The organism is Geomonas oryzisoli (assembly GCF_018986915.1).
In the GTDB taxonomy this organism is placed as follows: Bacteria; Desulfobacterota; Desulfuromonadia; order Geobacterales; family Geobacteraceae; genus Geomonas; species Geomonas oryzisoli.
The window spans coordinates 581,137-607,598 of sequence record NZ_CP076723.1 but is presented as its reverse complement, the minus strand read 5'-3'; the positions used below and the strand labels follow the sequence as shown (position 1 = coordinate 607,598).

Here is a 26,462-nt window from a genome sequence, read left to right as displayed (position 1 = left end):
GTGCCGTGTGCTGCGCGGCGCCGGTTTTATTGGTACTGACCTAGTGCGGGGGTGGCAATGACCGTCAAAAGCAAGCTTTTGGGCAACATCGCGCTGACCATCGTCGGGATTTCCGTCTTGTCCGGCATCGGGCTCTTTTCCATCGCCAAGGTCAAGTCCAGCATCGAGATACTGACCGGCAAATCGACACCGCTGCACCTGAAGATGCTGGAACTGCAGCAGACGGTGGAAAAGGTCTCCGCCGACTTCATGCGGCTCGAGATGACCACCGAGCCCGCCGAGGTCACCCAGCTCTCGGGGACGATCACCACCCGCATCAAGAGAATGGAGGAACTGAACGACGAGATCCTCAAAGGGGGCGCCGCCTCCAGCGGCGTGGATACGGCCGTCTTGCGCAACATCGAGAAGACCGTGGTGCAGGTCGCCTCCCAGCGGCTCAAGGACATGACCCTGTTCAAGAACGAGATCGCCACGGTGAACTTTGAGTTGCAAAAGGCTGAGGAAAGCGTCGCGGGGCTGCGCAGACAGATCAGCCAGATGGGAAGCAGCGCCCTTTCCAACATCAACTCCTCGCAGGCCGCCAACCTCCAGGTGAACAGCTCCATCAAGAAGCTCCTCACCCTGCAAAGCCGGCTCAAGGATATCAACATCATTCTGAGCGACCTGGAACTGGTCAAGAACAGGTTCAAGGTGGCCCCCCTTCGGGAGCGCCTGAAGAACACGGTCGAGCTGACTCGCAACATCGAGGTCGACCAGGGGGACAACCCGGCCATCAAGGAGGTCAAGGGGGTGGCCACCGACCTCCTGAACCAGATCGGTGCCGAGGAGGGAGGACTGATATCCCTCAAGCTGGAGATGCTGAACAACCCCGAGAAGGCGGACGCCGAGCGCTACGCGAATAAGGCCCGCGACATCACGAAGCCCCTGGAAGAGAACAGCCAGAAGATCTTCAACACCATCGACACCCTGGAGCTGCAGATCGTAAAGGACCGCAACAAGGTGGTCTCCTCGCTGGGGTTCCAAAATTCGGCCAACAGCGTCATGGAGGCCGGGAGCAACATCAGCGTCGACGTCAAGGAGCTCAGCTCCGGCGTGCGCCAGATCATGCTGAGCTCCACGGACGCCGAGGTGGGGAGGCTCGTCGGCACACTGGCGCAAAGCCGCAAGAGGATCGAGGCGAACATCGCCCTGGCAAGAAAGGTGCTGCTCGATTCGGGGCAGAAGGAATTGGCCCAGAAGATCTCCGACGTCTCGGCAACCGTGCGCCGCGCCGCATCCTCGATCCAGAAAATAGAAAGCACCAAGCTCGGGGTGATCAGGAGCAACGCCGCCATGCAGAGGGCGCTTGAGTCCGCGCGCGGGATCTCGCGCGAGCAGGCGCAAAGAAGCGAGGAACAGGTGAAGAGCATCGGTGAAAACCAGCAACAGATCCTGACCGGCGTGCGCAGCGCGGTGGACAACGCCACCCTCCTCTCCTACGTCATGATCGTCGTTTCCATCGCCGTCGTCGCGATCTCACTGATCATCAGCCTGCGCATCATCGCCTCCATCACCAGGCCACTCTCCCACGCCAAGGTGGTGACCGCCGAGATCGCGGACGGCAACCTCACCAGGCGGATCAAGACCGGCTCGAACGACGAGATCGGAGACATCTGCAACAGCATCAACAACATCGTGGTGCACTTCCACGAGGTGATCTCGCGGGTGTCGCACAACACCACCCAGGTCGCCTCGACCTCGACCCAGCTCTCTTGCGCCGCCGAGCAGATGGCCGCCGGTGCGGCACGGGTCGCCGGACAGGCAGCCACGGTAGCGACGGCCAGCGAGGAGATGGCGGCCACCTCCCACGACATAGCGGTGAGCTGCACGCAGGCTGCGGCCGGTTCCAAGCAGGCCAACGACGCGGCAGTCACCGGCGCCGACGTCGTCAAGGAGACGGTGCGGGGGATGAACCAGATCGCCGAACAGGTACGCGCCTCGGCGGTCACCGTCGGCGACCTGGGGCAGAAGTCGGAGCTTATAGGCGCCATCGTCAACACCATCAACGACATCGCCGACCAGACCAACCTGCTCGCCCTGAACGCCGCCATCGAGGCCGCCCGCGCGGGAGAACAGGGGCGCGGCTTTGCCGTGGTGGCCGACGAGGTGCGCGCACTGGCGCAACGGACCACCAGCGCCACGCGGGAAATCGGAGAGATGATCAAGGCGGTGCAGCAGCAGACCAAAGGCGCCATCGCCGTGATGCAATCAGGCGTGAACCGGGTGGAGGAGGGAACCGTCGAGGCCGCCAGGTCCGGTGCCGCCCTGGAGGAGATCCTGCAGCAGATCGGGTCGGTGACCCTGCAGGTAAACCAGATCGCCACGGCGGCGGAGGAGCAGACCGCCACCACCGTCGAGATCAGCAACAACATCCAGTCCATCAACGAGGTGGTGCAGGACACGGCGAAGAACGCACAGGAGTCTGCATCCTCGGCACTGCTTTTGTCACAGTTGGCCGAGGAGCAGCAAAAGCTCGTGGGGCAGTTCAAGCTGAGCGAATAGCAACGGCAGCGTGAGGTTTATCAGGGCGGGGGATGGTCCCGCCAGCGACAGAGGTGGCAATCATGATCAAGATTCTCCTCGAGAACCCGTTGATGCTTCTGCTCATGGTCGCAGCACTAGGCTATCCCTTAGGCAAGATCAAGGTCTACGGCATCACCTTAGGCGTCGGCGCCGTGCTCTTCGTCGGGCTCGCCTTCGGCATGCTCCATCCCGACATGAAGGCCCCGGCCATCGTGTACATCATGGGGCAGGCGCTCTTCGTCTACACCGTCGGCCTCTCCGCCGGCCCCTCCTTCATCTCGACCTTCCGCAGAAACGGGGTCATGAACAACCTGCTCGCCGGAGGTGTCCTGTGCGCCTCGGCGGCTCTCTGCGTCGCGCTGCAGAAGTATTTCGCCATCCAGCCGGGCATCGCCGCCGGCATCTTCTGCGGCAGCATGACCGCCTCGCCGGCCCTCGGTGGCGCCTTGGAATCGATCCGCCAGACCGCGCCGCCCGATCTTTTGGAAACGATGCTCGCCGAGCCGGTGGTCGGCTTCTCCGTCGCCTACCCGATCGGCGTCATCGGGCTGATGCTGACCATCAACGTCTGCCAGAAGATGTGGAAGGTGGACTACCAGGCGGAGTTCAAGGTGCTGCGCAAGCCCGAGGACCGCAACTCGCTGGTGCACTGCACCATTAAAGTTCAGAAGGTGGACCCGCCCGACCTGACCGTCGCCAAGCTGAACGAATCCAACAACTGCGAGGTGATCTTCAGCCGGATCAAGCGGGATGACGAGTTCTTCTACGCCGGTCCAGGCACCGTGCTGCAGCAGGGCGACCTCGCGATGGTGGCAGGGGCGCCGCACGAGATCGAGAAGATAGCGACGGTGCTCGGGGAGAGGAGAAGCAAGGAGCGCCTGGGACTGGACCGCACCGAATACGAGTACCGCAGGATCTTCGTCTCCAGCCCCATGGCGATCGGGCGCACCATCGGTGAGTTGCATCAGGAGCAGCGTTTCGGGGAGGTGATCACGCTGGTGCGCCGGGGGGACAACGAATATCTCCCCGAGGCCGAGATGATCCTGGAGCTCGGCGACGTGGTCAGGGTGCTGGCTCACAAGACCTGCATGGACGAGGTGACCGCCTTCTTCGGCAACTCCTATCGCAGGGTGAGCGAGGTGGACGTGATGACCTTCAGCCTCGGGCTCGTGATCGGGTTGGTGCTGGGGCTGATCCCCTTCCCCTTCCCCGGCGGAGGGAGCATGCAGCTTGGTTTTGCCGGGGGGCCGCTCATCGTCGGCATCCTGCTGGGGACCTTCGGCAGGACCGGCAAGATGGTCTGGAGCCTCCCCTACAGCGCCAGCATGGTGCTGAAGCAGGTGGGGCTGGTGCTGTTTCTGGCCGGTATCGGCACCCGTTCCGGCTACAGCCTGCTTACCACCTTGAGCCACGGGGGGGGCGGCAGCATCTTCATCACCGGCGTCTGCGTCACCTCGGTCACGGCTTTTCTCGGCCTGTTCATCGCCCACAAGATCATGAAGCTCCCGATGACACTGGCGGTCGGCATCGTGGCGGGGATGCACACCTCCACGCCCGGCCTGGGCTACATCAAGGAGCAGACCGGGAACGACCTCTCCGACCAGGGCTACGCCTGCGTGTTCCCCTTCGCCACCATCGGGAAGATCATCCTGGTGCACATCATCCTCGTCGCCACCGGCCAGCTATGACCTCCCCCCCCCGGTGCCGAAAATGAGGGCCGCGCGCTCAATGCCGCGGCCCTCTTCTTTTTTAGTGCCGTAGACCGCTGACCGACCATCTTCGTATATCTTTGCTATACAGCAGCCGCCGGCGTGAGGCTCCGGCCACCCCGAAAAAACGTATTCGATTCCGGCAACTTGGCATCACCTGGATTGATCCGGTGTATAGCTTCTTTATACAGCCATGCACCGCGCTCGCCGCCCCCGCCGCGAAAGTACCCTGCAATTACAGCACGTTACGCTCCACTCAAAAATCAGGCACGGCTAATGCTAAAGAGAACTCGTGCCGGTTTATCCCTTGCTGTAGCAGCACGGCGGCTGGTGTCCTGCCGCTCCCCGCAGCCAATCTCGTAGAGAGGAACTATAAGCACGCCAATCCACTACACCGTCAAAGGAGGAAACCATGAGATTCACATCGGCTTTCATTGTCCTGGCCGCGCTAGCCGTAGCAGCTTCCGCAGCATACGCCATCGAGCTGAAGGACATCACCTACCAGACCGATGGTGGGGGCAAGGTGGTCTTCAGCCACAACAAGCACCTGAAGAAGAAAGCGGAGAAAAGCCCGAACGTGAGTTGCAAGGTGTGCCACGAAAATCCCCGCGCCGCCAAGGTCAAGTACACCATGGCCGACATGGACAAAGGGAAATCGTGCGGCAAGTGCCATAACGGTAAGAAGGCATTCAGCGTTGCCAAATGCACCGCGTGCCACAAGGTCAAGAACGTCACCTTCAAGGTCAAAGAGACCGGCCCGGTGCTCTTCAGTCACAACAAGCACCTGAAAACCATGCAGTGCAACGCCTGCCACAACTCCCTCTACAAGACCGGCCCGAACAAGCAGGTGACCATGGCCGAGATGGAAAAGGGGAAATCGTGCGGCGCCTGCCACAACGGCAAGAAGGCGTTCAGCGTCGCAAAGTGCGACGGCTGCCACCCCTCACCCAAGCAGGTCGTCTTCAAGGTGAAGGAGACCGGCCCGACCGTTTTCAGCCACAGCAAACATGTTGAGATCTACAGCTGCAGTTCCTGCCACACCAAGGTGTTCCCGCTCGGCTCCGGAAAACCCGTCACCATGGCAGCCATGGAGAAAGGGAAATCGTGCGGCGCCTGCCACAACGCCAAGGACGCCTTCGCCGTTTCGCAATGCGAAAAGTGCCACCCGGTCCAGGAGATCAAGTTTAAGGTTGCCGACGTCGGGGACGTCAAGTTCAGCCACAGTAACCACCTGGGCATGTACAAATGCAAGGACTGCCACAGCGGCACCTTCCCGACCAAACGCGGCGGCAGGCCGGTCTCCATGGACGAGATGAAAAAGGCCAAGTCGTGCGGCGCCTGCCACGACGGCAAGTCAGCCTTCACCGTGAACGGCAACTGCGACTCCTGCCATCAGCACGGCTAGCAAGGCTCCTGTTCCATCTCTGGAAACAAAAAAACCGGCCACTCGAAACTCGAGTGGCCGGTTGTGCATGGAGGGCCGTTCCTGCACAGAAAGATCAATCGCGCAGGCGCTCCAGGCGGGCCGTTTCCTCCTTGATCGCCTTGGCGGTGTAGCAGACCACGAAGCCGTGTTCCAAAAGTAGTAAGACGAGGCCGGCAAGGAACACCATCGGGAAGTAGGTGCCGGTCGTGTCACAGAAGGCGTAGAGCGGGTAGAAAACCGCGGGAAGTCCGACGTTGTGCCAGCTGTACCCCGGCCTGCCGTCGCTCCCCCTGCGCCCCACGATCAGCACCACTGCGGACAGCCACGAGATGCCGAGGACAAGGTTGAGCAAATCGATCGAAGGCAGAGGGCCAATGACACCCTCCAGCTCCGCCTGGGCAACCGACGACACGTTTACCTGGCTCAAAGCGAGGGCCGCGGCGCTCATTCCCAGGAAGAGCAACAGCCCCCACAACCCACGCCGGGAAAGGACATGCAGCTGCGCGATGTTCTTGGTTACCTGTTCCCGGCTCCAGCAAAGCTCGTTCCCCGTCGCGACCTGGGCCGTTTCCCGTATCGGTCTCGCCTTCAAATGCTCGATGAGATGATGTCCTGACATGGCCGTTCTCCTTTCCCGGAATTAACAACCCGTCCCATCAGCTGTGGCGCTGCTCCAGAAGTGCCTGCTCGTACTCCGGATAGTGACGCACCGGCCGGTAGCCGGGAATGGCCACTCCCGGGGCCGCCTCCGGCTCCTCGTGTTCTTCCACGTCCTCCCACCCGACCAGCATCGGCTTGATGTAGTCCCCCAGGGTCGCCAGGTAGACGTGCGTGCAGAGGAAAGCGAGCAGCGAGCACGCCAGGAGGAAATGAAGCGCGACGATGAACTTGATCCCGCCCCACATGAGAACCAGCACGCGCAGCGGTGTAACGTTCAGCAGCAGGATTCCCGTGAGCCCCACCAGCGGCATCAGCACGAACATCACCGCCAGATACGCCGATTTCTGCATCGGGTTGAACTTGTGATCCGGCGTGGCATGGTAGGGGCTCGGCCGCCCCAGGAAGTACCAGAAGCAGTAGTAAAGGAGCTGGCGTACCAGGCCGTGCTTGATGTCCTCCTCGTCCGGGATGTACAGCTTGTCCAGCGTGTTCTTCACCATCTTGTAGTAGAAGAACCAGAACGAGAAGGAGATGGAAACGATGATCCCGGCTGTGTTGTGCACCTCGATGGCGTTCTTGTAGCTGCTGAAGATGCTCAGAGTCTCGGGAAACCGGATCTGGGCGCCGGACAGAATCAGGATGATGATGCCGGAGGCGTTGATCCAGTGCCAGATGCGTATCGGCCAGGGCTGCAGGTAGATTCTTGTTTTCTCGCTCATGACTGGTGCTCCTTATGTTTCCTGTTCTTCCGAGTCAGGAACCGGACAAAACCGTGTCCGACCGGCATGATGAGTCCGCAGCAGATGATGGCGAGCCCGATGTTGTTCAACTTGGCGTTCTTGGTGGACCCCATCATGTAGAAGTCCGGAGCGGCGTAAAGGGCATCGAGGACCGCCCCCTTCTCTACCGGCACCCTCTGGAAGTTCCCTTGCTCGTCAGGCACGGCTATGAAGCTGGTCTGCATGAGTCCGGAGCCTGAGGTGTGGCAGAAACTGCAGTTGCGCCGGCTGTCCAGGATCTCGAACTTGTGCGACACCGTCGAGGGGGTCATCATCCCGTAAAGACGGAGCGACTTCTGGGTGCGGTTGAACACGCGCAGTTCCTCGAGGGAGACGTAGTTGTCCCGGTTGGTATCGATGAGGGAGACGATGGGGCGGTTACCGGCCATGGCTTTCAGATCGGCGTACTCGGCCACTTCCTGCTTGCCGAACCGGCTGTCCCCCTTGCTCTTGACGATGTACATGCTGATGTAATAGTCCTTGGCACCGGTATGGCAGGTGATGCACGGCAGCATGCGCAGGTGCAGTTCCGATTGAGGCAGCCACTCGCCGTGCTTCGCCGTCATCTCCAAAGAGTTGTGGCAGTTGGAGCAGATCATGTTGATCTCCTGCCCGGAGACGTCTTTGGGGTTCTGCACCAGGTGCGGGTTATGGCAGCCGTTGCAGGCTGTCTTGGATGCATGCAGCCCTTTGTCGTACTCTGCGCTGATGCCCGAGTGGCATTCGCGGCAGTCGGCCTTGGGCACCTTGTTGCCGTCCGGATGGTTGGCAGGGACGGTCGCGTGACAGGCTTCACACCCGAGGTTGGCATGGGCGGTCTGGGTGAAGCGCTGCGGGTCGATGAAGGTGCCCTTGGGCACCTCGCCGGTTTTACCGTGACAGGACAGACAGGCCTGGTTGCTGCCGGTCTGATCTCCATAAGAAAATCCCCAGGCGTTGGCTTGCGCGATCAGGCCGGCGAGGGCCCAGGCGCAGAACGCCAGCTTCGCGAGCAAACTCATCTTTTGTAGGTCGGCTGGTTTCACGTATCCCTCCTTTTAGGAACGCGTCCTTAGGATGATTTCTTCTCGGATGAGGCCGCCTGTTCTTTGGCAGCGTGCTGCGCCATCACGCGCTGCGACAGCTTGATCCTGAACACTGGGAAGAACTGCGCTACCACCAGCAGCGCGCAGAACCCGAGGAAAAGCCAGATCCCGAGGTTGCCCCCCCTCTGGACGCTCTCCGCCGCCGACAGTGCCAAAAAGCTGGTCCCGAAGATGAGCACGGCGAGGGCTATCAGCCAGGAGAAGCGCCTGGAGGCAGGAACCGGTTGCTTTTTCACCGACTCGCGGCGGTTGGCTCGCCGCCTCATCGCGGCCTCCATGCGCTCCTGCTGCCGGTTGGCGCGATAGGTCTTGAAGGCGCATTCCACGGCCAGACCAAGCTCCTCGGTATCTCCGGTTTCCGCCGGTTTCATGGCTTGGTAAAAGATCCCCGCCTTGCGCACCTGCCTCGCCTGGTCCAGGGGAAGATCGTCGGAGACCATGATGACGTTCAGGTGGCGGTTGCACTTCTTCAAAAGGTGAATCAGGTCCGACGATGAAACCTTCTGGTCGAAGTCACTTCCCAACAACAGCACCGGTGTCTTCTTCTGCAGGATGCTGCAGAGCACGTGGACCGTTGAATCAGTGGTCTCCACCTCGTACCCCGCCTTGCGGAAGTATTCGGCTACCTGGCTGCGGAATTCCGCGTCTCGGTCCGCAATGATGATTCCCCGTTCGTCCATAAGCCACCTCGCGTCTCGCGACAGCTACTTTTTGTCCTGTTCCAGAGGAACCTTAACCTTTTTGCCAAACAGGCTGTAGATGCCCTTGAGCATGGCGCTGAAGAGCATGATGCCAGGGATGACCTGCACGACGATGATGGCGCCGATGAAGAGAAGGAAGATCTTAGCCATTACGCCGCTCCCCTCGGAGACGTCGGCAATGCCGGAGATGAGCAGCGTCCCGGCCACGACCACCCCGATGATCGACCAACTTGTCACTTTCCCGGACAATGATTCTTTCATTTCCTTTGTCATGGCCCTCTCCTTTTCCCGCATTATTCCCCGAAGGGTTACCCATGCTTAGCAACCGCAATGCCCAAAGGTCAACAACACCGAAAACCGTTTAATGACGGGCACTTACACCGAAGCAGCTAAAAAGAGGGGAGTGATCGGCAAAAGCGGCTTCGAGGACGGCACCTGGAAATAAGGTCTGTCAACACGGCCACTTAGACAAGCCAAGAGGCCAACTGGGGAGAGACGGCGATTTCCTGCGGCGCAGGAACATTCTTGTGCGGCAGTAAAGAATCAGGCGGGGTGAAGGAAATGCGGGGCGGCTAGGCCGAACGGTGCAGGTCGTGGATTTTCAGCAGGGCGTACAGGCGGGACTGGGAAAGTCCGGAGAGGTTGCAGGCGGTAGTGATATCGTTTTGAGCCAGTGCCATCAGGTCGCAGAGGTACTGCTTTTCGGCCTGGGTATAGACGCTGTCACGGAAGTCATTCAACTTGGGGAGCTGGGCAGGCGGCGACAGTTGAAAAGGGGGCGCGGCTGCAGTTTCATGATGGTTCACCGCACTCTGAGTGACCTGTACCCGGATCTGCGTCGGCAGGTGCTGCGCGAAAAGGACCGGCTGCTCCCGTGCGGTCAGCACCGTGCGCTCGATGGTGTTGATGAACTCGCGCACGTTGCCGGGCCAGCTGTACGCCTGCAGCGTCTCCATGAATTCCGGGCAGCTTCCCTTGGGCGAGAGGCCGTTGTCCTCGCAGAACTTGTCCATGTAATAGCGCGCGAGCTCCTTGATGTCCTCTTTGCGCTCGCGCAGCGGTGGGAGCTCGATAACAAAGGTGCTCAACCTGAAGAGGAGGTCGCCGCGGAAGGTCCCGGCCTCCACCATCTGGTTCAGATTGCGGTTGGTCGCCGCCACCAGCCGGAAATCGCTCTCCACCTCTCGCGCGCCCCCCACCGGACGGTACCGCTTCTCCTGCAGCACGCGCAGGAAGGACTTTTGAGCGGTGAAGGGAAGCTCGCCCACTTCGTCCAGGAAAAGGGTCCCGCCATGGGCCTGGCTGACCAGTCCGTCGCGGGCCTTTTCGGCGCCGGTGAAAGCCCCCTTCTCGTGTCCGAACAGCAGGCTTTCCACCAGCGTCTCGGGAAGGCTGGCGCAATCCACCACGACGAAGGGTTTGTCGCAGCGCCTGCTGTTCTGGTGCACCGCCCGGGCGAACAGCTCCTTGCCCGATCCCGTTTCTCCCAGGATCAGAACCCCCGCATCGCTCACCGCGGCGCGCGCCACCGCATCGAGGCAGGCTTTCAAGGCCGGGCTGTTGCCGATGATGTTTTCCCGCTTCAGGGCGATCACCTCCTGGCGGCCCGACAGGGAGAGCTTCTGCTTGCGGTACTCCAGGGCTCGCACCAGGGAAAGGGTGATGTCCTTGACCGAGGACCCCTTTTCGATGTAATCCCAGGCGCCGCTGGTGATGGCGAGCTCGGCGCCGGCGGGGTCTCCGTATCCGGTCATGATGACGATCTCGGGATGGGACGGGGCCTGCGCCAGGCGCGGCAGCATCTCAAGCCCGTTGCCGTCCGGGAGCCGCACGTCGAGAAACACCAGGTCGAACGCCTCGTCGGCCGCCATCCGGCAACCGGCAGCCAGCGTCCTGGCACAAGCCGTTTCGTGCCCCGCACGCTTGCCCACCAGCGACATCGACTGGCACACGGTTTCCTCGTCATCGATGATCAGGATTTTCGCCATCCCCTCACGCCTCCCCGGCCGGGGTCATTACCCGCCGTATCATCGCCGTCATCTCCTCGCGGTCCAGCGGCTTGTAGGCGACTTCCCGGACCCCTGCCTGCTCCGCCTCCTCGCGCTGTGCGGTACGGTCCACGCCCGATCCCAAACCGGTGCAGAGTATGACCGGCAAGTCGGAACGGACCGCAACGAGCTCCCGAGACAACTCGATACCGGTCATGCGCGGCATGGTCTGGTCCGTGATCACCAGGTCGACGGCAGCGGGGTCGGTGCGGAAGATTTCCAGCGCTTCCACGCCGTCCCGTCCGGTGACCACCTGGTACCCAAGCCTCTCCAGCATCTTCTTGCCGGCAAAGACGACGTCCTCCTCGTCATCGACGAAGAGGATCCTGCCGCTCCCCGGCAAGGAGGGGGCTTCCGTTTGCAGCAGGGTGTCTTTCTGCACCGCTCCGATGCGGGGGAGGAAGACCTCGAAGGTCGACCCGAGGCCCTGCCTGCTGCTCACCGTGATCCCCCCGCCGTGGTTCCTGACGATGCCGTGCACCACGGAAAGCCCGAGCCCGGTCCCCTCGTTGTGCCCCTTGGTGGTGAAGAAGGGGTCGAAGATCTGCTCCATGGTCTTTTGATCCATGCCGTGGCCGGAGTCCTTGACCGTCAACTTGAGGTACGGACCGGGAGGCAGATCCGGCGCCCCGAGAGAATCGGCGTCGAGAGAGATGTTTTCCAGAGCGAGATCAAGGGTTCCTCCCTTTACCCGCATGGCATGGCTTGCGTTGGTCACGAGGTTCATGATGATCTGGTGGATCTGGGTCGGGTCGGCCATGATCATGCCGAGATCCGGTTCCAACTCGGCGTGGACCGTTATCGAGGAAGGCATCGAAGGGCGCATCAGGTTCAGGCACTCGTTCATGATGGACTCGACCTGCACCGGTTGCCGTTCCTGCTCCCCTTTGCAGCAGAAGGTGAGGATCTGCTTGACCAGTTTGCGCCCCCGGTAGCTCGATTTCAGCACCACGTCCAATAGCTCGCGCAGCGGGCTTTCCGGCGGCACGTCGTCCCGCGCCATCTCGGTGCAGGTGATGATGGAGGCGAGGTTGTTGTTGAAGTCGTGGGCGATGCCGCCGGCCAGGGTCGCGATCGCCTCCATCCTCTGGGCCTGTCGCAGTTGCCGCTCCAGTTGCAGCTCGTGGGTGACGTCGCGGACCAAAGCGGCGTAGTTCTTCACCGCGCCGTCGGCATCGGAGATGGACCAGAAAGCGATGTCGATTTCGTAATAGTCGCCCTCTTTTCCCTTCTGGATGAAATGCCCGCCCGTCCGGCGCTCCCCCTTGGTGAGGTCGTCCCATACGGAGCGGTAGAGCTCGGCACCGCCTTCGCCGTCGCCAAGGGCGGCGACGTTGCGGCCGACCGCGGACTGTGCGTCGTGTCCGGTTATGGTCTCTATGGCCGGATTCACGTACTTTATGGTGCCATCGCTGTCGAAGAGGATGAGCCCTTCCTTGGACTGTTCGATCACCGAGGCAAGCAGCATGATCTCCTGTTCCGCCTTCTTGCGCTCCGCGTCGATGCGCAAGGTGGCGATGCCGAAGGAGAGATCATCCGCCAACTGTTCCAGGAGCTTCACTTCCTGCTTGCCGAAGGCCCGCTTTTCCCCCGCAAAGATCACCAGTGCGCCCAGCGGGCGCCCTTCGTTCACCAGCGGCAGTGAAATAGAGGCGGCGAAGCCGTGCTTCAAGGCCTCCTCCCGCCACAGCGCCCAGCTGGCATCGTAGCGGATATTCTGGACAATACGCGTAGTGCCGGTCCTGATGGCGGTGCCGGTGGGCCCGCGGCCCCGGTCGATATCCGCCCAACTCATGTCCAGCTTGGTAAGGTACCCTCCCTGGTCGCCCCACTGCGCCACGGGGCGCACCGTCTTCCAGTCGTCATGCTCGGCCATCCCCACCCAGGCCAGCCGGTAGCCCCCGGTCTCGACTATGGTGCGACAGATGTCCTTCATCAGCTGCAGCTCCTCGGTAGCCCGCACCAGAGCCTGGTTGCAGCCGCTGAAGGTCTTCAGCGCCCGGTTCACCCTGAACAGCGACTCCCTGCCGCGCACCACATCCCCCTCGCTGCGGCTGATCAAAAGGTAAAGCAGCGCAGCCGTGGCAAGTATGAAGAAGGCGTGGTTCAGGGTTTCCACGGAGAGGTACATGGAGGTTTTATGTGCCAGCACTGCGGGGAACAGACAGGACGCGGCGCCCCAGAGGACACCGACTACGGCATAGACGATCGAGATATTGAGGGGGGTCAGCTTTCTTTCACTGTTGATCTGTTTCATGCACGCTCTCCCCTGCCGGTGACGGCCGCTAAGAGAAACACGCATTGAGTTTAACACATTGGAAAAAGCTCGCCATGAGCCGGTGCATAATTAAAGAGAGACGGCTGTGAGGAAAGAGAGATGAGGTTGTGGCGCAGAGACAGTATCGGCCGCGGTGGCAGCTGTCGGAAGGGAGCCGGCTCTGCAGCGGGGGGAGTGCTGCGGGGGGCTTACCGGCCGAAGTAGTCCTTAACGGAAATGCCCAGGCGCTTCAACATGGTCTGGAAGTTGGGGCGCAGCATGCCGGTTTCCTCGGCGGCGCGGGAGATGTTCCAGTTGTTGCGCTTCAGGGCTTGGATCACGAACGCCTTCTCCACGTTTTCGACCGACCGGTCGCGGATGTGGCGCTTCATCTCCTTGAGGGCCTCGGCGTTGGTGGGGACGAAACCGTCAAACCCGGTGCTGCACACCTCGGCCGCTTCGCCCAACTCGAGATTTTCCTTCTGGATCACGTCCCCCTCGCACAGGACCACGGCGCGCTCGATGGTGTTGACCAGTTCGCGGACGTTGCCGGGGTAGGCGTAGTTCTCCAGAAAGTGCATCGCCTCCGGAGAGATGCCGCGCACGTCCTTACCGACCTCCTCCACGAACTTGTTCATGAAGTGGCGGATCAGGAGCGGGATGTCCCCCTTGCGCTCGCGCAGGGGTGGGAGTTCCAGCGGGATGATGTTGAGGCGGAAGAAGAGGTCTTCCCGGAATTTCCCCTCGGCCACCATGGCCTTCAGGCTGCGATTGGTGGCAGCGACGAGGTGGATGTTGAAGGAGACCGGCTGGGTGCCGCCGATCGGGGTGACCTGGCGCTCCTGCAGCACGCGCAGAAGCTTCGCCTGGGTGGAGAGGCTGATATTGGAGACCTCGTCGAGGAAGAGCGTCCCGCCGTCGGCGACCATCAGAAGGCCCATCTTGGTCTGCATCGCGCCGGTGAAGGAACCTTTCACGTGGCCGAAAAGTTCACTCTCCAGGAGGTTCTCGGCGAGGGCGGTGCAGTCGACGGCGACGAAGGGCTGGTCGCGCCTGGAGCTGTGCTTGTGGATGGCGCGGGCGGCGACTTCCTTGCCGGTGCCGCTCTCGCCGGTGATAAGGACGGTGCTGTCGGTGGCGGCGACCTGGATGATGCGGCGGTAGACCTTCTGCATCTCCCGGCTTTCCCCGACGAACTCGTCGAAGCCGTGGTGGCAGTCGATCTCCTTCTTCACCACGATATCTTCTACCGTAGTCTTCTTCTGCTCCAGCGCCAGGTGCACCTTCTCCAGGATCTGCTCCGGGGTGAAAGGCTTGACGATGTAATCGACGGTGCCGTTCTTCATGGCCTCGACGGCGGTCTCCACGGTGGCGAAGCCGGTAATCATGATCACCGGGGTGTCCGGTTGCAGTATCTTGACCGCGTTCAGCACCTCAAAGCCGCTCATGCCAGGCATCTTCAGATCGGTGATGATCAGGTCGAACTGTTTCTGCTGCAAAAGCTCTATGGCAGCGTGCCCGTTCTTGGCGGCATCTACGGTGAAGGAATCTCCTTCGAGAATACGTGCCAGGCCTTCCCTGATAACAGACTCATCATCGACCACTAGAATATGCATAGAATCACCATGTTATATCCAGCTATAGATGCACCGTGCCTATCGGTTATTCGAGCCCGCTGAAGCAGGACGGCCTCACGCGTCCCCCTCTGTCTTTGTGAGGCGCATTCCACGGAGTCCGTCCGCTGTATCAATAGCCCACAAACATGCCTCTGTCAACAGAAAGACATGAAAATACTTTCACCGCACCAACTGTGACAGAGCGGCTGTTTCGCCCCTAGCTGCTGTCAGGGTGTGCAGGCAACCCGGCAGATTTCCTCGAAATTATTGGTGTATGGCGGAACAATACACCGCGCCGACCAGGCTTAGAGCCTGGAATGATTACGTTTTTCCTTACCACCCCTATACACCCCCTTCTAAGCGCTCCGCGGCATGTATAGGGTCACTATACATTCGGCTGTCAGGCCGCCCCGATACGGCCGCACATGCGTCAAAAAATACATGCAGTATCAGGCACTTAAAACTTTTGACCGCGAATGGCACGCTGGATGCTATGGAAAGTCAGCAGACAGGTAAGCTGCCCCAGGTTCGCAGACACACCAAAGGAAAGGAGACTATCATGAAGGTTCTATCCGCAACGACAGCCTCGCTGGTGATGGACGGAACCCAGGCTATGGCATCTCCCGCCGCAACGGGAAACGGGGGGCTCGGCTTGGCTGCGATCATCTTTATCACCTTTATAGCCATGGTGATCCTGTTTCAGCTGGTACCGGGCCTCACCATGTTCCTCCGCATGTTGAAAGGGATCTTTTCCACCGAAGCCGAGCAGCGCGCGAAAGAGGTTGCCAAGAACAACAGGACCAGCCTATGACCGCTGGCCGGCTGGCGGGCGGATCTTCCGCCGGTGCGCCCCCCGGTGTCGGCGGCGCGAGCCCAACGTACAGCGGAACCGATGCTCCCAGCCGTGTGAGGGTAAAGCTATGCAAGGACTTCTCATCGTGGACGAAGACATGGACTGCAGAAAACAGATGGCCGAGATGTTCATAGAGTCCGGCTACAACGTGATCGTCACCAACTCCATAGAAAGCGCAGTTTCAGGGATCCTTAAAAGAACGGCTCAGGTGGTGCTCCTGGGGACCAAGTTCGACGAGTTTTCGGCCTCAGAGATCATCCCGCTGTTGAAACAATGCAACCGCAAGCTCTCCATCATTCTCATAGCGGCCGGCACCTCGCTGCCGCTCTCCAGGAAACTAAGGAGCGAGGGGATCTTCTACCATGCGCTCAAGCCGGTGAACGCAGAGGACCGAGCCGAGATCAGACAGGCAGTGCAGTGTGCCTTCGAAAGCCTCAAGTTGCAGATGGCGTAACCGTAACAAAGGGGAGGGGACTGGCTCCGCCAGGTGCCTGTCCCCCTAATGCCTGGGTGACCGGCGCTATTAAAGCCCCGAAGATAAAAAGAACGAGTCTTTCACATCAAAGCGTCAAAAGGAGGAAGTTATGAAAACCAAGATGCGTCTGCCAGCTTTAGTGAACACCGCCATTGTCTTTCTCATGACGACAGCCAACGCTTTCGCCGCCTCGACCAGCAAGGTCTTCGTCAGCAAGCTCGGCATCCTGCTTTTCCTCGGCTTCTGCGCCCTGGTGCTGGTGGTCCAGCTGATCCCGGCCCTGATCACCCTCTACGGCATGCTGAAGGGGATCGGCAAGGAGCAGGAAAAGTCCCCCTCCCGCGTCAAGAGCCACTAGGGGCGACGGAATTCAACCTGATCGCAAAGGAGCCAAGCCATGACACTGGACGCCGTAGGACAGATAAAGGAAGTTTTCACGCTGGTTGATTTCTACCAGTACATCAAAGGGGTGGAGTACCTGATCTGCGTTGCCTTCTTCATCGGGTTCCCCATGTTCTACCGCTACCTGCACAAAAGGGAGCAGGAAACCAAGGAAGCGGCGCGTCACTAGCATCGGAAAAAGCAGCAAGGGAGTGAGCCTCCCCACTACTACAGAGCCAGGAGAACATGACATGTCCTCTTACAAACATCTTATAGTTGCCGCGCTTTCCATAGGCGCCATATCGGTGTCCTCCCCTGCTGCGCTGCAGTGCGCACCGGTGCCGGACTCCATCACCTTGAACCCGAACGGCAAGCTGTTCAGCCCGTTCACCTTCAACCACGCCAAGCACATCCAGTCAATCAAGGAGTGCGCCGACTGCCACCACCACACCACCGGCACCCTGGTACTTGATCCCAACTGCGCCCGCTGCCACCAGAACTCGAGCCCGACCGCCGTCGTCTCCTGCAAGGGATGCCACTCGGCCACCCCGTTCTCACCGGAGACCCTGGCCGCCAAGCGCGCCGACAAGCAGCGCTACCACCTGGACAAGATGGGGCTCAAGGGGGCCATGCACCAAAACTGCATCGGCTGCCATACCAAGGTGGGCAACGGCCCGACCGGGTGCCAGGACTGCCATCCGCGCACTCAGCAAGGCGCAGCCTTCTACAGCACGAACCGCAAGGGAGCCAAACCCGCCCATGCAGAAGAGGAATGAGATGCACCAACTACAGCAGCTCATCATGAATTGAGGAGGAACGCTGATGAAACGAAGAAACTTCCTGAAGGCGTGCCTGATAGGCGGGACCACCATAGCGCTGGGCAAGACCAACAAGGGTTGGGCCAGCGGTTCCTTTGAGGGATACCCCGAAGCGATGGGCGTCCTGGTCGACACCACCCGCTGCATCGGCTGCCGCAGCTGCGAAGCTGCCTGCAACAAGGAACAGAAACTGCCGGAACCGGACACCTCTTTCGACGATCCGTCGGTGTTCGAACACGAACGGCGCCCTACCTCGAAGGCATACACGGTGGTGAACCGCTACCAGAAGGAGCAGCCGTCGGGCCCCGTGTACCGGAAGGTGCAGTGCAACCACTGCAACGAGCCCGCCTGTCTCACCTCCTGCTTCGTGAACGCCTATACGAAGACCCAGGAAGGGGCGGTCATTTACAACTCCAAGGTCTGCGTCGGCTGCCGCAACTGCATGATCGCCTGCCCGTTCAACGTGCCGGGCTACGACTACGACAGCGCGACCAACCCGATCGTCAAGAAGTGCATCCTGTGCTACGACACCAGGCTCAAGTACGGCAAGCCGCCGGCATGCGTCGAGATCTGTCCCCAGGAGGCGCTCACCTTCGGGCACCGCGCCGACCTGATCAAGCTGGCCCACGAGCGCATCCGCGCCACCCCCGAGCGCTACGTCGACCACGTCTACGGCGAAAAGGAGGTCGGCGGGACCAGTTGGCTCTACCTCGCACCGGTGGGGTTCGACAAGCTGGGCTTCGACACGACGCTCTCCAACGACCCGATCATCTCCAACGTGAAGGATTTCCTCGGCATGGTGCCGATGGTGCTTTCCATCTGGCCGGCGCTCTTCTCCGGCATCCACCTGCTGTGCAAGCACGAGGAGCAGGACGGGCATGGGCATGATACCGATTCCAACCAGGAGGATACCAAGCCATGAAAAAAATGATCCAGCACGGTTTGGCAATAGTGGACTCACCCTACGACGAGGACGGCAAGAAGCGCACGCTGGTCAACAAGCTCCTCTTGGGGCTCACCCCGAGCCAGTACCTGCTGCAGGCCTTCCGGAACCCGTTCAACTGGATCTTGGCTGCCATCTTCGCCATCGGCATCCCCATCCTGATCGGCCGGTTCTTCTTCGGGTTGGCCTGGGCCACCAGTGGTTCCAACGACTACCCCTGGGGGCTGTTCCTTGGTTTCGGTCTCTTCGCCATGGTGCCGCTCTCCTCCTCGGGCTTCCAACTGGGCACCGCCTGCGAGATCTTCGGCAGGCACGACCTGGAGCCGATCGAGCGGCTGGCGCTCTTGAACGGCCTCTTGGGCTACTTCTTCGCGGTCATGTACCTCCTGGCCGACCTGGGGCAGCCCTGGCGCCTCCCCTACCCGATGGTGGTCTCCTTCGGCCCCGCCGCGGTACTCTTCCTGGTCGCCTGGCACGTCGCCACCTACCTTTCGGTGCAGGTCGCCGAGGTCTCCACTGCCTTCTTCGAGTGGATCGGGTTCCCGGCCGGCAAGAGGGGGGTCCGCAAGATCACCCTGGGGCTCACCGTTTCGGGCATCATCCTGTCGACCCTGCACCAGGGAGCGCTGGGCGCGCTGTTCACCTACGCGCCGGGCAAGGTGCACCCGCTTTGGTACTCCTCCTCCTTCCAGTGGCTGCACTTCTTCGTCTCCTCGCTGCCGGGCGGCCTCTGCATGGTGATCACGGTAAGCACCATCGCGGCCAAGACCATGGCATGGCGCGGCGACACCCGCTTCCACGAAAAGCTGGACAAGGTCACCGTGTCGCTCGCGAAAGGCGCCTGCATGGGGATAGCCACCTACATCACCATCAAGCTGATCGCCATCGCCCATGACAACAAGTGGGCCTACCTGGACAGCGGCTGGGGTCAGTGGTTCATGTTCGAGATCATCGTGGGCTTCATGCTGCCGCTCACCCTGATGACCTACGGCGTGCACACGAGGAAGATGGCCATCGTACGCCTGGGCGCCTTCATGACCGTGTTCGGCGTGGTGCTGAACCGGGTCAACACCGCCATGATCACCTTCAACTGGAAACTGCCGCACCGCGAGATCCCGCCCTGGCGCGAGGTGATCATCAGCCTGACCATCTTCGCCACCTACATCGTGGTCTACCGCTTCATCCTGTACCGGCTGCCGATCCTGTTCAAATGGCGCCGGCAGGAACAGGAAGAGACCGTGCCCGAGGCGGTGCCGGTACCGGCGCTGGGACGGCGCGAAGCGAGCAGCGTACCGGTGGCGAGCTACAGCAGCATGACCAAGCTGGATTGATAGTGAAAGGAAGTCTGATGGGCGCCGGCCGCAGGGCCGGCGCACCTGGGAAGAGTGTTCGGTTAGGCCTTGAAGGGGGACAGGCACCTGGCGGAGCCAGTCCCCTTCAGTAGGGGATGGTTGCAAAGAGGCACGTGCAGCACAGCGGGGCTGACGGCGGCTAAAGACCGGCAACCCAGATTGGAGATGGAGCCATGTTCGACAAGATCGCAGGAAGGGCCTTGGTTCCCGTAGGGATAGTGGTTACCGGATTTCTGGTGGTCTGCTTCGTGCTCCTCTACGCGGCCATCAAGCAGGTGGTGATCCGGGATTCCATCACGCAGGCAAACAACCTGGCCGGCATCGTGCTGAAGTCGACCCGTTACGCCATGATGAAGTCGGACTCGGAGCTCAACAGCGCCATCATCCGCAACATCAGCGCCCAAAACGGCGTCCAGCACGTGCGCATCTTCAACAAGAAGGGAGTGGTCGCCTTTTCCTCCAAACCCGAAGAGGTGAACCGCCAGGTGGACAAGAAGGCGGAGGGGTGCGTGGTCTGCCACGAGAAGGCGGCGCCCATTACCACGCTCGGGACCATGCAGAAGGCGCGCACCTTCAAGAATGCCGCCGGGGACGAGATTCTGGCCATCACGGCGCCGATCTACAACGAGCCGGACTGCGCCAACGCCGCCTGCCACTTCCACCCCGTCGAGCAGCGGGTGCTGGGAACGCTGGACATCGGACTGTCACAGGAAGCGACGCTGCACTCTCTCGCACTGATCAAGATGCAGATGCTGATCTTCTCCATCCTGACCCTGTTCCTCACCATCGCCGGCGTCATCACGCTATTAAAGATGATCGTACTGGTTCCGATGAGGAAGCTGCAGGAGTACACTGAGAGGAGCGAGGAAGGAAACGGCACAACGCGGCCGCCGCACCTCCCCTATGAGCTTGACAAGATCGCACAATCTTACTACTTTATCAGAGCCAAATTAAACGAAATTGAGCAAAAGCCTTTCCAGGCGACGGAGCACGATCCCGTCTGCCAGCACAAGTGACCTTTTTCGTAGTGAGGACCGGCTCCACAGGTGCCTGTCCCCTTCAGAGAATCGAGCGAGCAATGGAGCAGGCGGAAAACAACAAGGCGGGGACTGTGGGGGGACTGGCGCGCGACGCGCAGGGACAGTTGCGCCAGGGACTTCTGGATGAGATAGGGCGCCTGAGACGGTTCTCCAACCGGGGACTGTGGGCGCTTTCCCTGTTTCTGCTTTTGAGCACCGTCGCCTGGCGCGACTTCTGGTTTCTGCCCAGGCCGCAGGAGGTGGTGGCGGCGCTGGGTGCGGCGCCCAAACCGCTCATGATCAGCCTGGTGCTGGTGCTCTACACCTTCTCCGCCATCATACTGAGCCTGTCCCGCATGATGGGGGGGGTGCGCCATCCAAGCAGCTTCTGCCATGTCGGCTACCTGGCCGGCTTCTACCTCTTCTACTATTTCGCGGAGGCGCTCCAGGACAACTACTGGGCCGTCTTCGGCGCCGGCTTCACCATCCTCTGCCTGGAAAGCTACCGCATCTGGACCTTCTGTAGCGACCAGATCGGCAAGCGCAGCGAACAGCTCGCCTTCCTGGAGCGAAACGGCAGGATGCCTCCCGAGGAAGACGAAGACACCCTCTACGACTGACCTCCCGCCTCAGTTCTCCGCCGCACTCACCTTTTCGTAGCCGCTGCAGGGCTGACCGGTCTTCATGCGCGGCACGTCGAGCACCGTGTAGATGGTGCAGCGCCCCTTCTCGTGCAACTTGCAGTCATCGAAGCTGCAGACCACGTAGGCACGGTCGTTGGGGCCGGTGAGCATCTGCTCCAGTTTTTCGGCGATCTTATCGTTCTTTCCCGCCAGCGCCGCTATCTGCGCAAGTTTTTCGTCCATGGCATCTCCCGTTGAGAAGTAGCTGGTATTGGACCGCCGCTGAGCCAGAAGACTAGCATCATCCGCTTCCGGCCGCCATAAAAAAAAGGCCCCGTCATGGGACGGGGCCTCTTCGTCAGTCACGCCGTCACGGCGGATTACGCTTTTTCAACCTTCACTTCGACCAGGTTGCAGTTCCCCTTGAGGAGCGCGTTGGCGTTCAGGTCGCGGAAGTGCGACGGGGCGAAGAGGAGCCCCGGCTGGAGCTTGGCGCTGATCTTCGCCGCTGCGGTTAGGGCGCCGTTGCCGGAGCTGACTTTCACGCTCCCCCCGTCGGCGATGCCGAGTGCTGCCGCATCAGCGGGGTGCAGTTCCACGAAACCGGCCGGTGCCACGTCCAGGTTGGCGTCGGAGCGGGTGGTCGAGGTGCCGTTGTGGAACCCGATGGGGCCGACCAGGAGCTGGAACTTCGCCTGGGCGGGTGCCGCGGGCTTGGCGATCGGCGCCAGCGGGGCGTCGATGCGCGCCGTGCTCCCTCCCTTGATGACGCCGTTGCGGGAACCGTCGAAGGGCTGGTACCCCTTCGCCGCGCCCTTGATCTCGGCCATGAGGCTCGCGGGGGTGATCCCCTGTGTGCTGCCGGTCAGCCTGCCGTAGAGATCCGCCAGGATGGCCCAGTCTTCCTTGGCCTGGCCCGGCGCATCCACGGCCTTGAAGATGGCCTGTACACGGTTGTCCAGCGAGGTGAAGGAACCGCTCTTCTCGGCTGCGGCGCCTGCCGGCAGCACGACATGGGCGTAGTCGAGGGAGTCACCCTGAAAGACGTCCTGGACCACCAGCAGTTCCAGCTTGCCGAGCGCCTTGCGGATGCGCTGGTTGTCCGGCAGGCCGGACAGGTCGCACCCCAGGAGGTAGAGGGCCTTGATGCTCCCCTGCTCGATCCCCTCGACGATGCCCCAGATGTCCTTGCCGTCGGCGCCAGGAGCGACCCCCATGTCCAGCATGCCCACGGTGTTGTTCTTAGCGTCGATCGGGAAGATGCCGCCACCCTGCTCCGTCGCCGAGCCGGTGAGTACGGCGAGGTCGGCGAGGGCCGCGATCTTGGTGGAGGCGTCGGCGCTCCTCACCAGGTCGGCGCCGAAGACGATGGCGACGCGGCTCATGCCGGTGAGCTGCCGCACCGCGTTCTCGACTGCGGCTACGGTGATGCCGGCCTGGCTGCAGAGCTCGTCCATGGAGAGCTGCGCAAGTCCGTCCTTGATGCTCTCGGCACCGGCCGGTACAGCAACTCCGGCCTCGACCAGCCCCTTCATCAGGGCGTAGATGACCTGGAGTTCGGCGCCGGGGAGGTGTTTCAGCTGCGCGTTGGAGAATTTCCTGAGTTTCACGTCGCGCATATTGACCAGCACCAGACGGGCGTCCTTCTTGGTGGCCGCCTTGATGACGCGGTATTCGGCGCCGGTAGCCTCGGCGTTCAGGTCGCATCCGAAGACCAGGATCGCCTGGGCCTCGTCGAGAGCATCGAGTTGTTTGCTGGCCCCGGTGAAACCGAAGCGCCGCTGCATCTGGGCCTGCGCCTGGGCGAAGCCCAAGCCTGCCTCGGAATCGAGGTTGGAACTGCCGAGTGCATCGCTGAAGAGCTTGCGGAACAGGAAGCTCTCCTCGTTGGTGAGCCTCGGGGATCCCAGACCCGCCACAGCCTTGCCGCCGTCACGCGCCACGATTTCCTTCAGTTTTGCTGCCGCGGCGGACAGGGCGGTATCCCAGTCGGTCTTGGCGAGGGCACCGGAGTCGCCGCGCAAAAGCGGATCGGCGAGGCGCTCGGCGGAGTGCAGGTAGCGGTAGCCGAAGCGGCCGTTGATGCAGAGGTTGCCGTTGTTGTAGCTGCTGTCCTCGCTGGTGACGCGCTCGACGAGCCCGTCCTTGGCGTGGTACTCGATCTGGCAGCCGGCGCCGCAGAAGGCGCAGACGCTGGGGATGCGGTTGAAGGTCCAGGGGCGCCCCTTGAACTTGAAGGGCTTGGTGATCAGCGCGCCGGTCGGGCAGGCCGCGACGCAGTTGCCGCAGAACTCGCAGTTGAGCGGTTTGCCGTCCACCGTGTCGATGATGGCGTCCTCGCCCTTGTTGACCACCTCGATGGCGTCGCAGCCGACGATCTCGTGATCCACCTTGACGCACTTCTCGCACAGGATGCAGCGGTTGGGATCGCTTTCGATGAGCGGCCAGTCGTAGCGGATCTGCTTGCGCTCCAGGATCGCCGAGTAATCCTGCTTGGTCGCGTTCAGCGCGTAGCAGGAATCCTGCAGGTCGCACTCGCCGCCTGCGTCGCAGACCGGGCAGTCCAGCGGGTGGTTCACCAGCATGAGCTCCATGATCTTGCGGCGGGCCTCCCTGAGGGCCGGGGTGTCGGTGGTAACCTCGATCCCCTCCTTGACCGGCGTGTTGCAGGCGGTCATGGTACGCTCCACACCCGCGACCTCTACCGCACAGACGCGACAGGCGCCGGTGGGGGAGACCTTCTTGAGCCAGCACAGCGTCGGGATCGTGATCCCTACCGTGGCTGCGGCCTCCAGTATGGTGGTACCTTTCTCGACCTGCACGCTTTTGCCATCAATGGTTAAGCTGACCATATAAAAACCTCAGTATTCGGTGTAATTGAATTCAATAGGTCCGGGTGCGGCTGCCCTTAGACGGCCACCATGGCGACCCGGTAGCAGCGCAGGCACCTTTCGGCCTCCCGCACCGCCTGGCTGTTGGCGTAGCCCAGTTCCACCTCGCAGTAGTTCTTGTAGCTCGCCCTCTCCTTGCCGTGCACCTCTTTCTGGTGCTCGCGGGCGGCGCTGTCCAGCCACTGCACGTTCTCGTTCTTGTCGTAGACGCCGAAGTAGGTGAGGATGTCCTCCATCCGCTCGTCGTCGGTGAGCTCGACGCCCTTCCCTTCGAGGTAGCGCTGGATCACCTTGGCGGCGCGGTGGCCGTTGCCGACGCAGGCGACGACGGTGAGCGGGCCGATCTCGGCGTCGCCGGAGGCGAAGACGCCGTCGCAGTCGGTGATCAGGTTCCTGGAGAGCATGTTGCCCATGCCGTCCTTCAGGTCCTTGCCGTCGTGCCCCTTGAGCGGCACGTACTTGGTGACGATGGTGCTCCATTTGGTGGTGTCGATGCCGGCATCGGCCGGGATGAAGGAGAGGTCGGCGTCCTGGCCGATGGCCGGGATGATGGTGTCGCACTCGATGACGAACTCGGAGCCCGGCACCGGTTCCGGACGACGGCGCCCGGAGGCATCCGGCTCGCCGAGAGCCATCCTGATCAACTCGACCCCGGTGACCTCGTTGTTCTCGTTGGCGATGACCTTGGTCGGGAGTACCTGGAACTCGAAGCGCACCCCTTCCTCGTCCGCCCCGTCGACCTCCCAGACGTCCGCAGGCATCTCGTTACGGGAGCGGCGGTAGACCAGCACGCTCTCTTCGGCACCCTCACGCAAGGCCACCCTGACGCAGTCGATGGCGGTGTTGCCGCCGCCGACCACGAATACCTTCTTGCCCATCCCCGTGGGAAGGCCGAGGTAGACGTTTCTCAGAAAATCGATACCGCCGGTCAGGAAGCCCTTGTACCCCTTGTCCTCACCTTCGACGCCCATCGGCTTGGAGCGGTGCGCGCCCGGCGCGAGGAGCACGGCGTCGAACTTCTTCCTCAGCTCGTCGAGGGTGATGTCCTTGCCCACCCGGGTGTTGTAGACGATCTCGACGCCGAGTTCCTGGATGATGTCGATGTCGCGCTGCAGCAGGTGGCGCGGCTGGCGGTACGGAGGGATACCCACGGCAACCATGCCGCCGCCCAAGGGAAGCGCCTCGTAGATGGTGACCGGGTACCCTTCCAGGGCCAGGTAGTAAGCGGCGGCGAGACCGGCCGGGCCGGCACCCACCACGGCGATCTTCTTGGACTGCTTCGCCTTGGGAGCCATGGGCGGCAGGTGGCCGTGCTGCCACTCGTAGTCGGAGGCGCTGCGCTTGAGCACCATGATGTTGATGGAATCGTCCACGTTCTTCCTGCGGCAGGCGGTCTCGCACGGGTGCGGGCAGACGCGGCCGCAGACCGACGGCAGCGGCATCGACTCGCGGATGGTGGCCAGGGAGTCGCCGAAGCGGTAGTCCTTGACCGCCTCGATGTACGCCGGAATGTCTATGTGGGCCGGGCACTTGTCCATGCAGGGAGCGGTGTACTTCTCGATGTAGCGGAACTCCGAGGAGAGGCTCTTGGCGCCGCGAATGTAGTTCACGAAGGCGTCGCGGAAATGGGTGACGGCGTCGATGACCGGCACCGCCGAGCTCGGACAGAGGGTGCACTTGCAGTGCGACAGCACGCTCCCCACGTCGAGGATCGAGTCCAGGTCCTCTTCCTTGCCGCGCCCCTCCATGATCCCGGCCAGGGCGTCCATGATGACACGGGTCCCCTTCTTGCCCGGGGTGCACTTCCCGCAGACGTACTTGGTCTGCACCCGCTTCATGTACTCGGCGACCATGGCAGGGATATCGACATCCTTGTTGTACAAAATGATGCCATCCCAGCCGATGAAAGCCGAAAGCGGCCGATCGCCGTCGTAGGTGGCGGGCAGTTTGAAGGAGACATCCTTCTTCTCGCCCCCCTTGCGGTTGTCAACTATGTTTCTGCCCCAGCTGGAAAAAACTACCTCTGCCACTTAGGCCTCCGAAATAGCTGTAAAATTGGCCGCATTATCGGCTAAATATTTACATTTATTAAGTAAATTGTCCGGTGCACATTGTATACAGTATCCAGTTTTTACCACATCACTCGGCTCTAATCAAGCTAAAAATCATTCGGATTATCGCTGTGGTAGGGCGTATACAACAGGTGCCGACCACGGCGCCGGGCGCTCCTTCGCATAGCTGCAATTAATGGTTGTTTTTGTCGC

At 61.5% G+C, this 26,462-nt stretch carries 23 protein-coding genes; 12 read left to right on the top strand and 11 right to left on the bottom strand.

Annotated features, from left to right (window positions below; translation table 11 throughout):
• Positions 1–57: 57 nt before the first annotated feature.
• The 3 genes from KP004_RS02680 (at position 58) to KP004_RS02670 (ending at position 5,676) form a co-directional block, all read left to right on the top strand.
• On the top strand, positions 58–2,541 hold the full coding sequence (locus KP004_RS02680; protein ID WP_216800837.1) for a methyl-accepting chemotaxis protein: 2,484 nt from the start codon (positions 58–60) through the stop codon (positions 2,539–2,541).
• Positions 2,542–2,603: 62 nt separating this feature from the next.
• Positions 2,604–4,250 (top strand): aspartate:alanine exchanger family transporter, encoded by a 1,647-nt coding sequence (locus KP004_RS02675; protein WP_216800836.1) that lies wholly within the window; start codon positions 2,604–2,606, stop codon positions 4,248–4,250.
• A 433-nt stretch (positions 4,251–4,683) separates the two neighbouring features.
• Positions 4,684–5,676: a cytochrome c3 family protein gene (locus KP004_RS02670; protein ID WP_216800835.1), complete on the top strand. Its 993-nt coding sequence runs from the start codon at positions 4,684–4,686 to the stop codon at positions 5,674–5,676.
• Positions 5,677–5,770: 94 nt separating this feature from the next.
• Here KP004_RS02670 and KP004_RS02665 read toward each other — a convergent pair whose 3' ends face one another.
• The 8 genes from KP004_RS02665 to KP004_RS02630 form a co-directional block, all read right to left on the bottom strand.
• The gene (locus KP004_RS02665) at positions 5,771–6,316 is read right to left on the bottom strand and encodes a hypothetical protein (protein WP_216800834.1); all 546 of its coding nucleotides are present in this window, start codon (positions 6,314–6,316) and stop codon (positions 5,771–5,773) included.
• Between the two features lie 37 nt (positions 6,317–6,353).
• Entirely contained in the window at positions 6,354–7,076 is a 723-nt protein-coding gene (locus KP004_RS02660; protein WP_216800833.1) for a cytochrome b/b6 domain-containing protein, read from the bottom strand.
• Positions 7,073–8,161 carry a multiheme c-type cytochrome gene (locus KP004_RS02655; RefSeq protein ID WP_239026909.1) on the bottom strand — a complete coding sequence of 363 codons (1,089 nt, stop codon included), beginning with the start codon at positions 8,159–8,161 and terminating at the stop codon, positions 7,073–7,075. The genes KP004_RS02660 and KP004_RS02655 overlap by 4 nt, the downstream gene beginning before the upstream one ends.
• 26 nt (positions 8,162–8,187) lie before the next feature.
• On the bottom strand, positions 8,188–8,901 hold the full coding sequence (locus KP004_RS02650; RefSeq protein WP_216800832.1) for a DNA-binding transcriptional response regulator: 714 nt from the start codon (positions 8,899–8,901) through the stop codon (positions 8,188–8,190).
• A 24-nt stretch (positions 8,902–8,925) separates the two neighbouring features.
• Entirely contained in the window at positions 8,926–9,195 is a 270-nt protein-coding gene (locus KP004_RS02645) for a hypothetical protein (RefSeq protein WP_216800831.1), read from the bottom strand.
• 299 nt (positions 9,196–9,494) lie between these two features.
• Entirely contained in the window at positions 9,495–10,910 is a 1,416-nt protein-coding gene (locus tag KP004_RS02640; RefSeq protein ID WP_216800830.1) for a sigma-54-dependent transcriptional regulator, read from the bottom strand.
• 4 nt (positions 10,911–10,914) lie between these two features.
• Positions 10,915–13,227, bottom strand: coding sequence for a hybrid sensor histidine kinase/response regulator (locus tag KP004_RS02635; RefSeq protein ID WP_216800829.1), 2,313 nt, complete (start codon positions 13,225–13,227; stop codon positions 10,915–10,917).
• A 209-nt stretch (positions 13,228–13,436) separates the two neighbouring features.
• Positions 13,437–14,843, bottom strand: a complete 1,407-nt coding sequence (locus tag KP004_RS02630) for a sigma-54-dependent transcriptional regulator (protein WP_216800828.1) — start codon at positions 14,841–14,843, stop codon at positions 13,437–13,439.
• Between the two features lie 559 nt (positions 14,844–15,402).
• On the opposite strand from KP004_RS02630, the gene KP004_RS02625 reads away from it, so the two are divergent.
• From KP004_RS02625 to KP004_RS02585, 9 genes are all read left to right on the top strand, one after another.
• Entirely contained in the window at positions 15,403–15,654 is a 252-nt protein-coding gene (locus KP004_RS02625) for a hypothetical protein (protein WP_216800827.1), read from the top strand.
• Between the two features lie 109 nt (positions 15,655–15,763).
• Positions 15,764–16,150: a response regulator gene (locus KP004_RS02620; protein ID WP_183345652.1), complete on the top strand. Its 387-nt coding sequence runs from the start codon at positions 15,764–15,766 to the stop codon at positions 16,148–16,150.
• 130 nt (positions 16,151–16,280) lie between these two features.
• A complete protein-coding gene (locus tag KP004_RS02615; protein ID WP_199389356.1) occupies positions 16,281–16,529 on the top strand; it encodes a hypothetical protein in 249 nt (82 codons plus the stop codon).
• Between the two features lie 39 nt (positions 16,530–16,568).
• Positions 16,569–16,742, top strand: a complete 174-nt coding sequence (locus tag KP004_RS02610) for a hypothetical protein (protein WP_216800826.1) — start codon at positions 16,569–16,571, stop codon at positions 16,740–16,742.
• Between the two features lie 61 nt (positions 16,743–16,803).
• On the top strand, positions 16,804–17,328 hold the full coding sequence (locus KP004_RS02605; protein WP_216800825.1) for a cytochrome c3 family protein: 525 nt from the start codon (positions 16,804–16,806) through the stop codon (positions 17,326–17,328).
• A 46-nt stretch (positions 17,329–17,374) separates the two neighbouring features.
• The gene (locus tag KP004_RS02600) at positions 17,375–18,292 is read left to right on the top strand and encodes a 4Fe-4S dicluster domain-containing protein (RefSeq protein WP_216800824.1); all 918 of its coding nucleotides are present in this window, start codon (positions 17,375–17,377) and stop codon (positions 18,290–18,292) included.
• Positions 18,289–19,644 (top strand): polysulfide reductase NrfD family protein, encoded by a 1,356-nt coding sequence (locus tag KP004_RS02595; RefSeq protein ID WP_216800823.1) that lies wholly within the window; start codon positions 18,289–18,291, stop codon positions 19,642–19,644. The genes KP004_RS02600 and KP004_RS02595 overlap by 4 nt, the downstream gene beginning before the upstream one ends.
• A gap of 194 nt (positions 19,645–19,838) precedes the next feature.
• Positions 19,839–20,681: a cytochrome C gene (locus tag KP004_RS02590; protein WP_216800822.1), complete on the top strand. Its 843-nt coding sequence runs from the start codon at positions 19,839–19,841 to the stop codon at positions 20,679–20,681.
• Between the two features lie 62 nt (positions 20,682–20,743).
• On the top strand, positions 20,744–21,304 hold the full coding sequence (locus KP004_RS02585) for a menaquinol oxidoreductase (RefSeq protein WP_216800821.1): 561 nt from the start codon (positions 20,744–20,746) through the stop codon (positions 21,302–21,304).
• 9 nt (positions 21,305–21,313) lie between these two features.
• On the opposite strand, the gene KP004_RS02580 is transcribed toward KP004_RS02585, so the two are convergent.
• The 3 genes from KP004_RS02580 to KP004_RS02570 form a co-directional block, all read right to left on the bottom strand.
• On the bottom strand, positions 21,314–21,550 hold the full coding sequence (locus KP004_RS02580) for a hypothetical protein (RefSeq protein WP_216800820.1): 237 nt from the start codon (positions 21,548–21,550) through the stop codon (positions 21,314–21,316).
• Positions 21,551–21,687: 137 nt separating this feature from the next.
• Positions 21,688–24,159: a molybdopterin-dependent oxidoreductase gene (locus tag KP004_RS02575; protein ID WP_216800819.1), complete on the bottom strand. Its 2,472-nt coding sequence runs from the start codon at positions 24,157–24,159 to the stop codon at positions 21,688–21,690.
• Positions 24,160–24,215: 56 nt separating this feature from the next.
• Entirely contained in the window at positions 24,216–26,228 is a 2,013-nt protein-coding gene (locus KP004_RS02570) for an FAD-dependent oxidoreductase (protein WP_216800818.1), read from the bottom strand.
• Positions 26,229–26,462: the final 234 nt, after the last annotated feature.

What these genes read in the sequence shown, in the direction of transcription:
- KP004_RS02680 (WP_216800837.1), top strand. Translation starts at nt 58, where the DNA reads ATGACCGTCAAAAGCAAGCTTTTGGGCAACATCGCGCTGACCATCGTC.
- KP004_RS02675 (WP_216800836.1), top strand. Translation starts at nt 2,604, where the DNA reads ATGATCAAGATTCTCCTCGAGAACCCGTTGATGCTTCTGCTCATGGTC.
- KP004_RS02670 (WP_216800835.1), top strand. Translation starts at nt 4,684, where the DNA reads ATGAGATTCACATCGGCTTTCATTGTCCTGGCCGCGCTAGCCGTAGCA.
- KP004_RS02665 (WP_216800834.1), bottom strand. Translation starts at nt 6,316, where the DNA reads ATGTCAGGACATCATCTCATCGAGCATTTGAAGGCGAGACCGATACGG.
- KP004_RS02660 (WP_216800833.1), bottom strand. Translation starts at nt 7,076, where the DNA reads ATGAGCGAGAAAACAAGAATCTACCTGCAGCCCTGGCCGATACGCATC.
- KP004_RS02650 (WP_216800832.1), bottom strand. Translation starts at nt 8,901, where the DNA reads ATGGACGAACGGGGAATCATCATTGCGGACCGAGACGCGGAATTCCGC.
- KP004_RS02645 (WP_216800831.1), bottom strand. Translation starts at nt 9,195, where the DNA reads ATGACAAAGGAAATGAAAGAATCATTGTCCGGGAAAGTGACAAGTTGG.
- KP004_RS02640 (WP_216800830.1), bottom strand. Translation starts at nt 10,910, where the DNA reads ATGGCGAAAATCCTGATCATCGATGACGAGGAAACCGTGTGCCAGTCG.
- KP004_RS02635 (WP_216800829.1), bottom strand. Translation starts at nt 13,227, where the DNA reads ATGAAACAGATCAACAGTGAAAGAAAGCTGACCCCCCTCAATATCTCG.
- KP004_RS02630 (WP_216800828.1), bottom strand. Translation starts at nt 14,843, where the DNA reads ATGCATATTCTAGTGGTCGATGATGAGTCTGTTATCAGGGAAGGCCTG.
- KP004_RS02625 (WP_216800827.1), top strand. Translation starts at nt 15,403, where the DNA reads ATGAAGGTTCTATCCGCAACGACAGCCTCGCTGGTGATGGACGGAACC.
- KP004_RS02620 (WP_183345652.1), top strand. Translation starts at nt 15,764, where the DNA reads ATGCAAGGACTTCTCATCGTGGACGAAGACATGGACTGCAGAAAACAG.
- KP004_RS02615 (WP_199389356.1), top strand. Translation starts at nt 16,281, where the DNA reads ATGAAAACCAAGATGCGTCTGCCAGCTTTAGTGAACACCGCCATTGTC.
- KP004_RS02610 (WP_216800826.1), top strand. Translation starts at nt 16,569, where the DNA reads ATGACACTGGACGCCGTAGGACAGATAAAGGAAGTTTTCACGCTGGTT.
- KP004_RS02605 (WP_216800825.1), top strand. Translation starts at nt 16,804, where the DNA reads ATGTCCTCTTACAAACATCTTATAGTTGCCGCGCTTTCCATAGGCGCC.
- KP004_RS02600 (WP_216800824.1), top strand. Translation starts at nt 17,375, where the DNA reads ATGAAACGAAGAAACTTCCTGAAGGCGTGCCTGATAGGCGGGACCACC.
- KP004_RS02595 (WP_216800823.1), top strand. Translation starts at nt 18,289, where the DNA reads ATGAAAAAAATGATCCAGCACGGTTTGGCAATAGTGGACTCACCCTAC.
- KP004_RS02590 (WP_216800822.1), top strand. Translation starts at nt 19,839, where the DNA reads ATGTTCGACAAGATCGCAGGAAGGGCCTTGGTTCCCGTAGGGATAGTG.
- KP004_RS02585 (WP_216800821.1), top strand. Translation starts at nt 20,744, where the DNA reads ATGGAGCAGGCGGAAAACAACAAGGCGGGGACTGTGGGGGGACTGGCG.
- KP004_RS02580 (WP_216800820.1), bottom strand. Translation starts at nt 21,550, where the DNA reads ATGGACGAAAAACTTGCGCAGATAGCGGCGCTGGCGGGAAAGAACGAT.
- KP004_RS02575 (WP_216800819.1), bottom strand. Translation starts at nt 24,159, where the DNA reads ATGGTCAGCTTAACCATTGATGGCAAAAGCGTGCAGGTCGAGAAAGGT.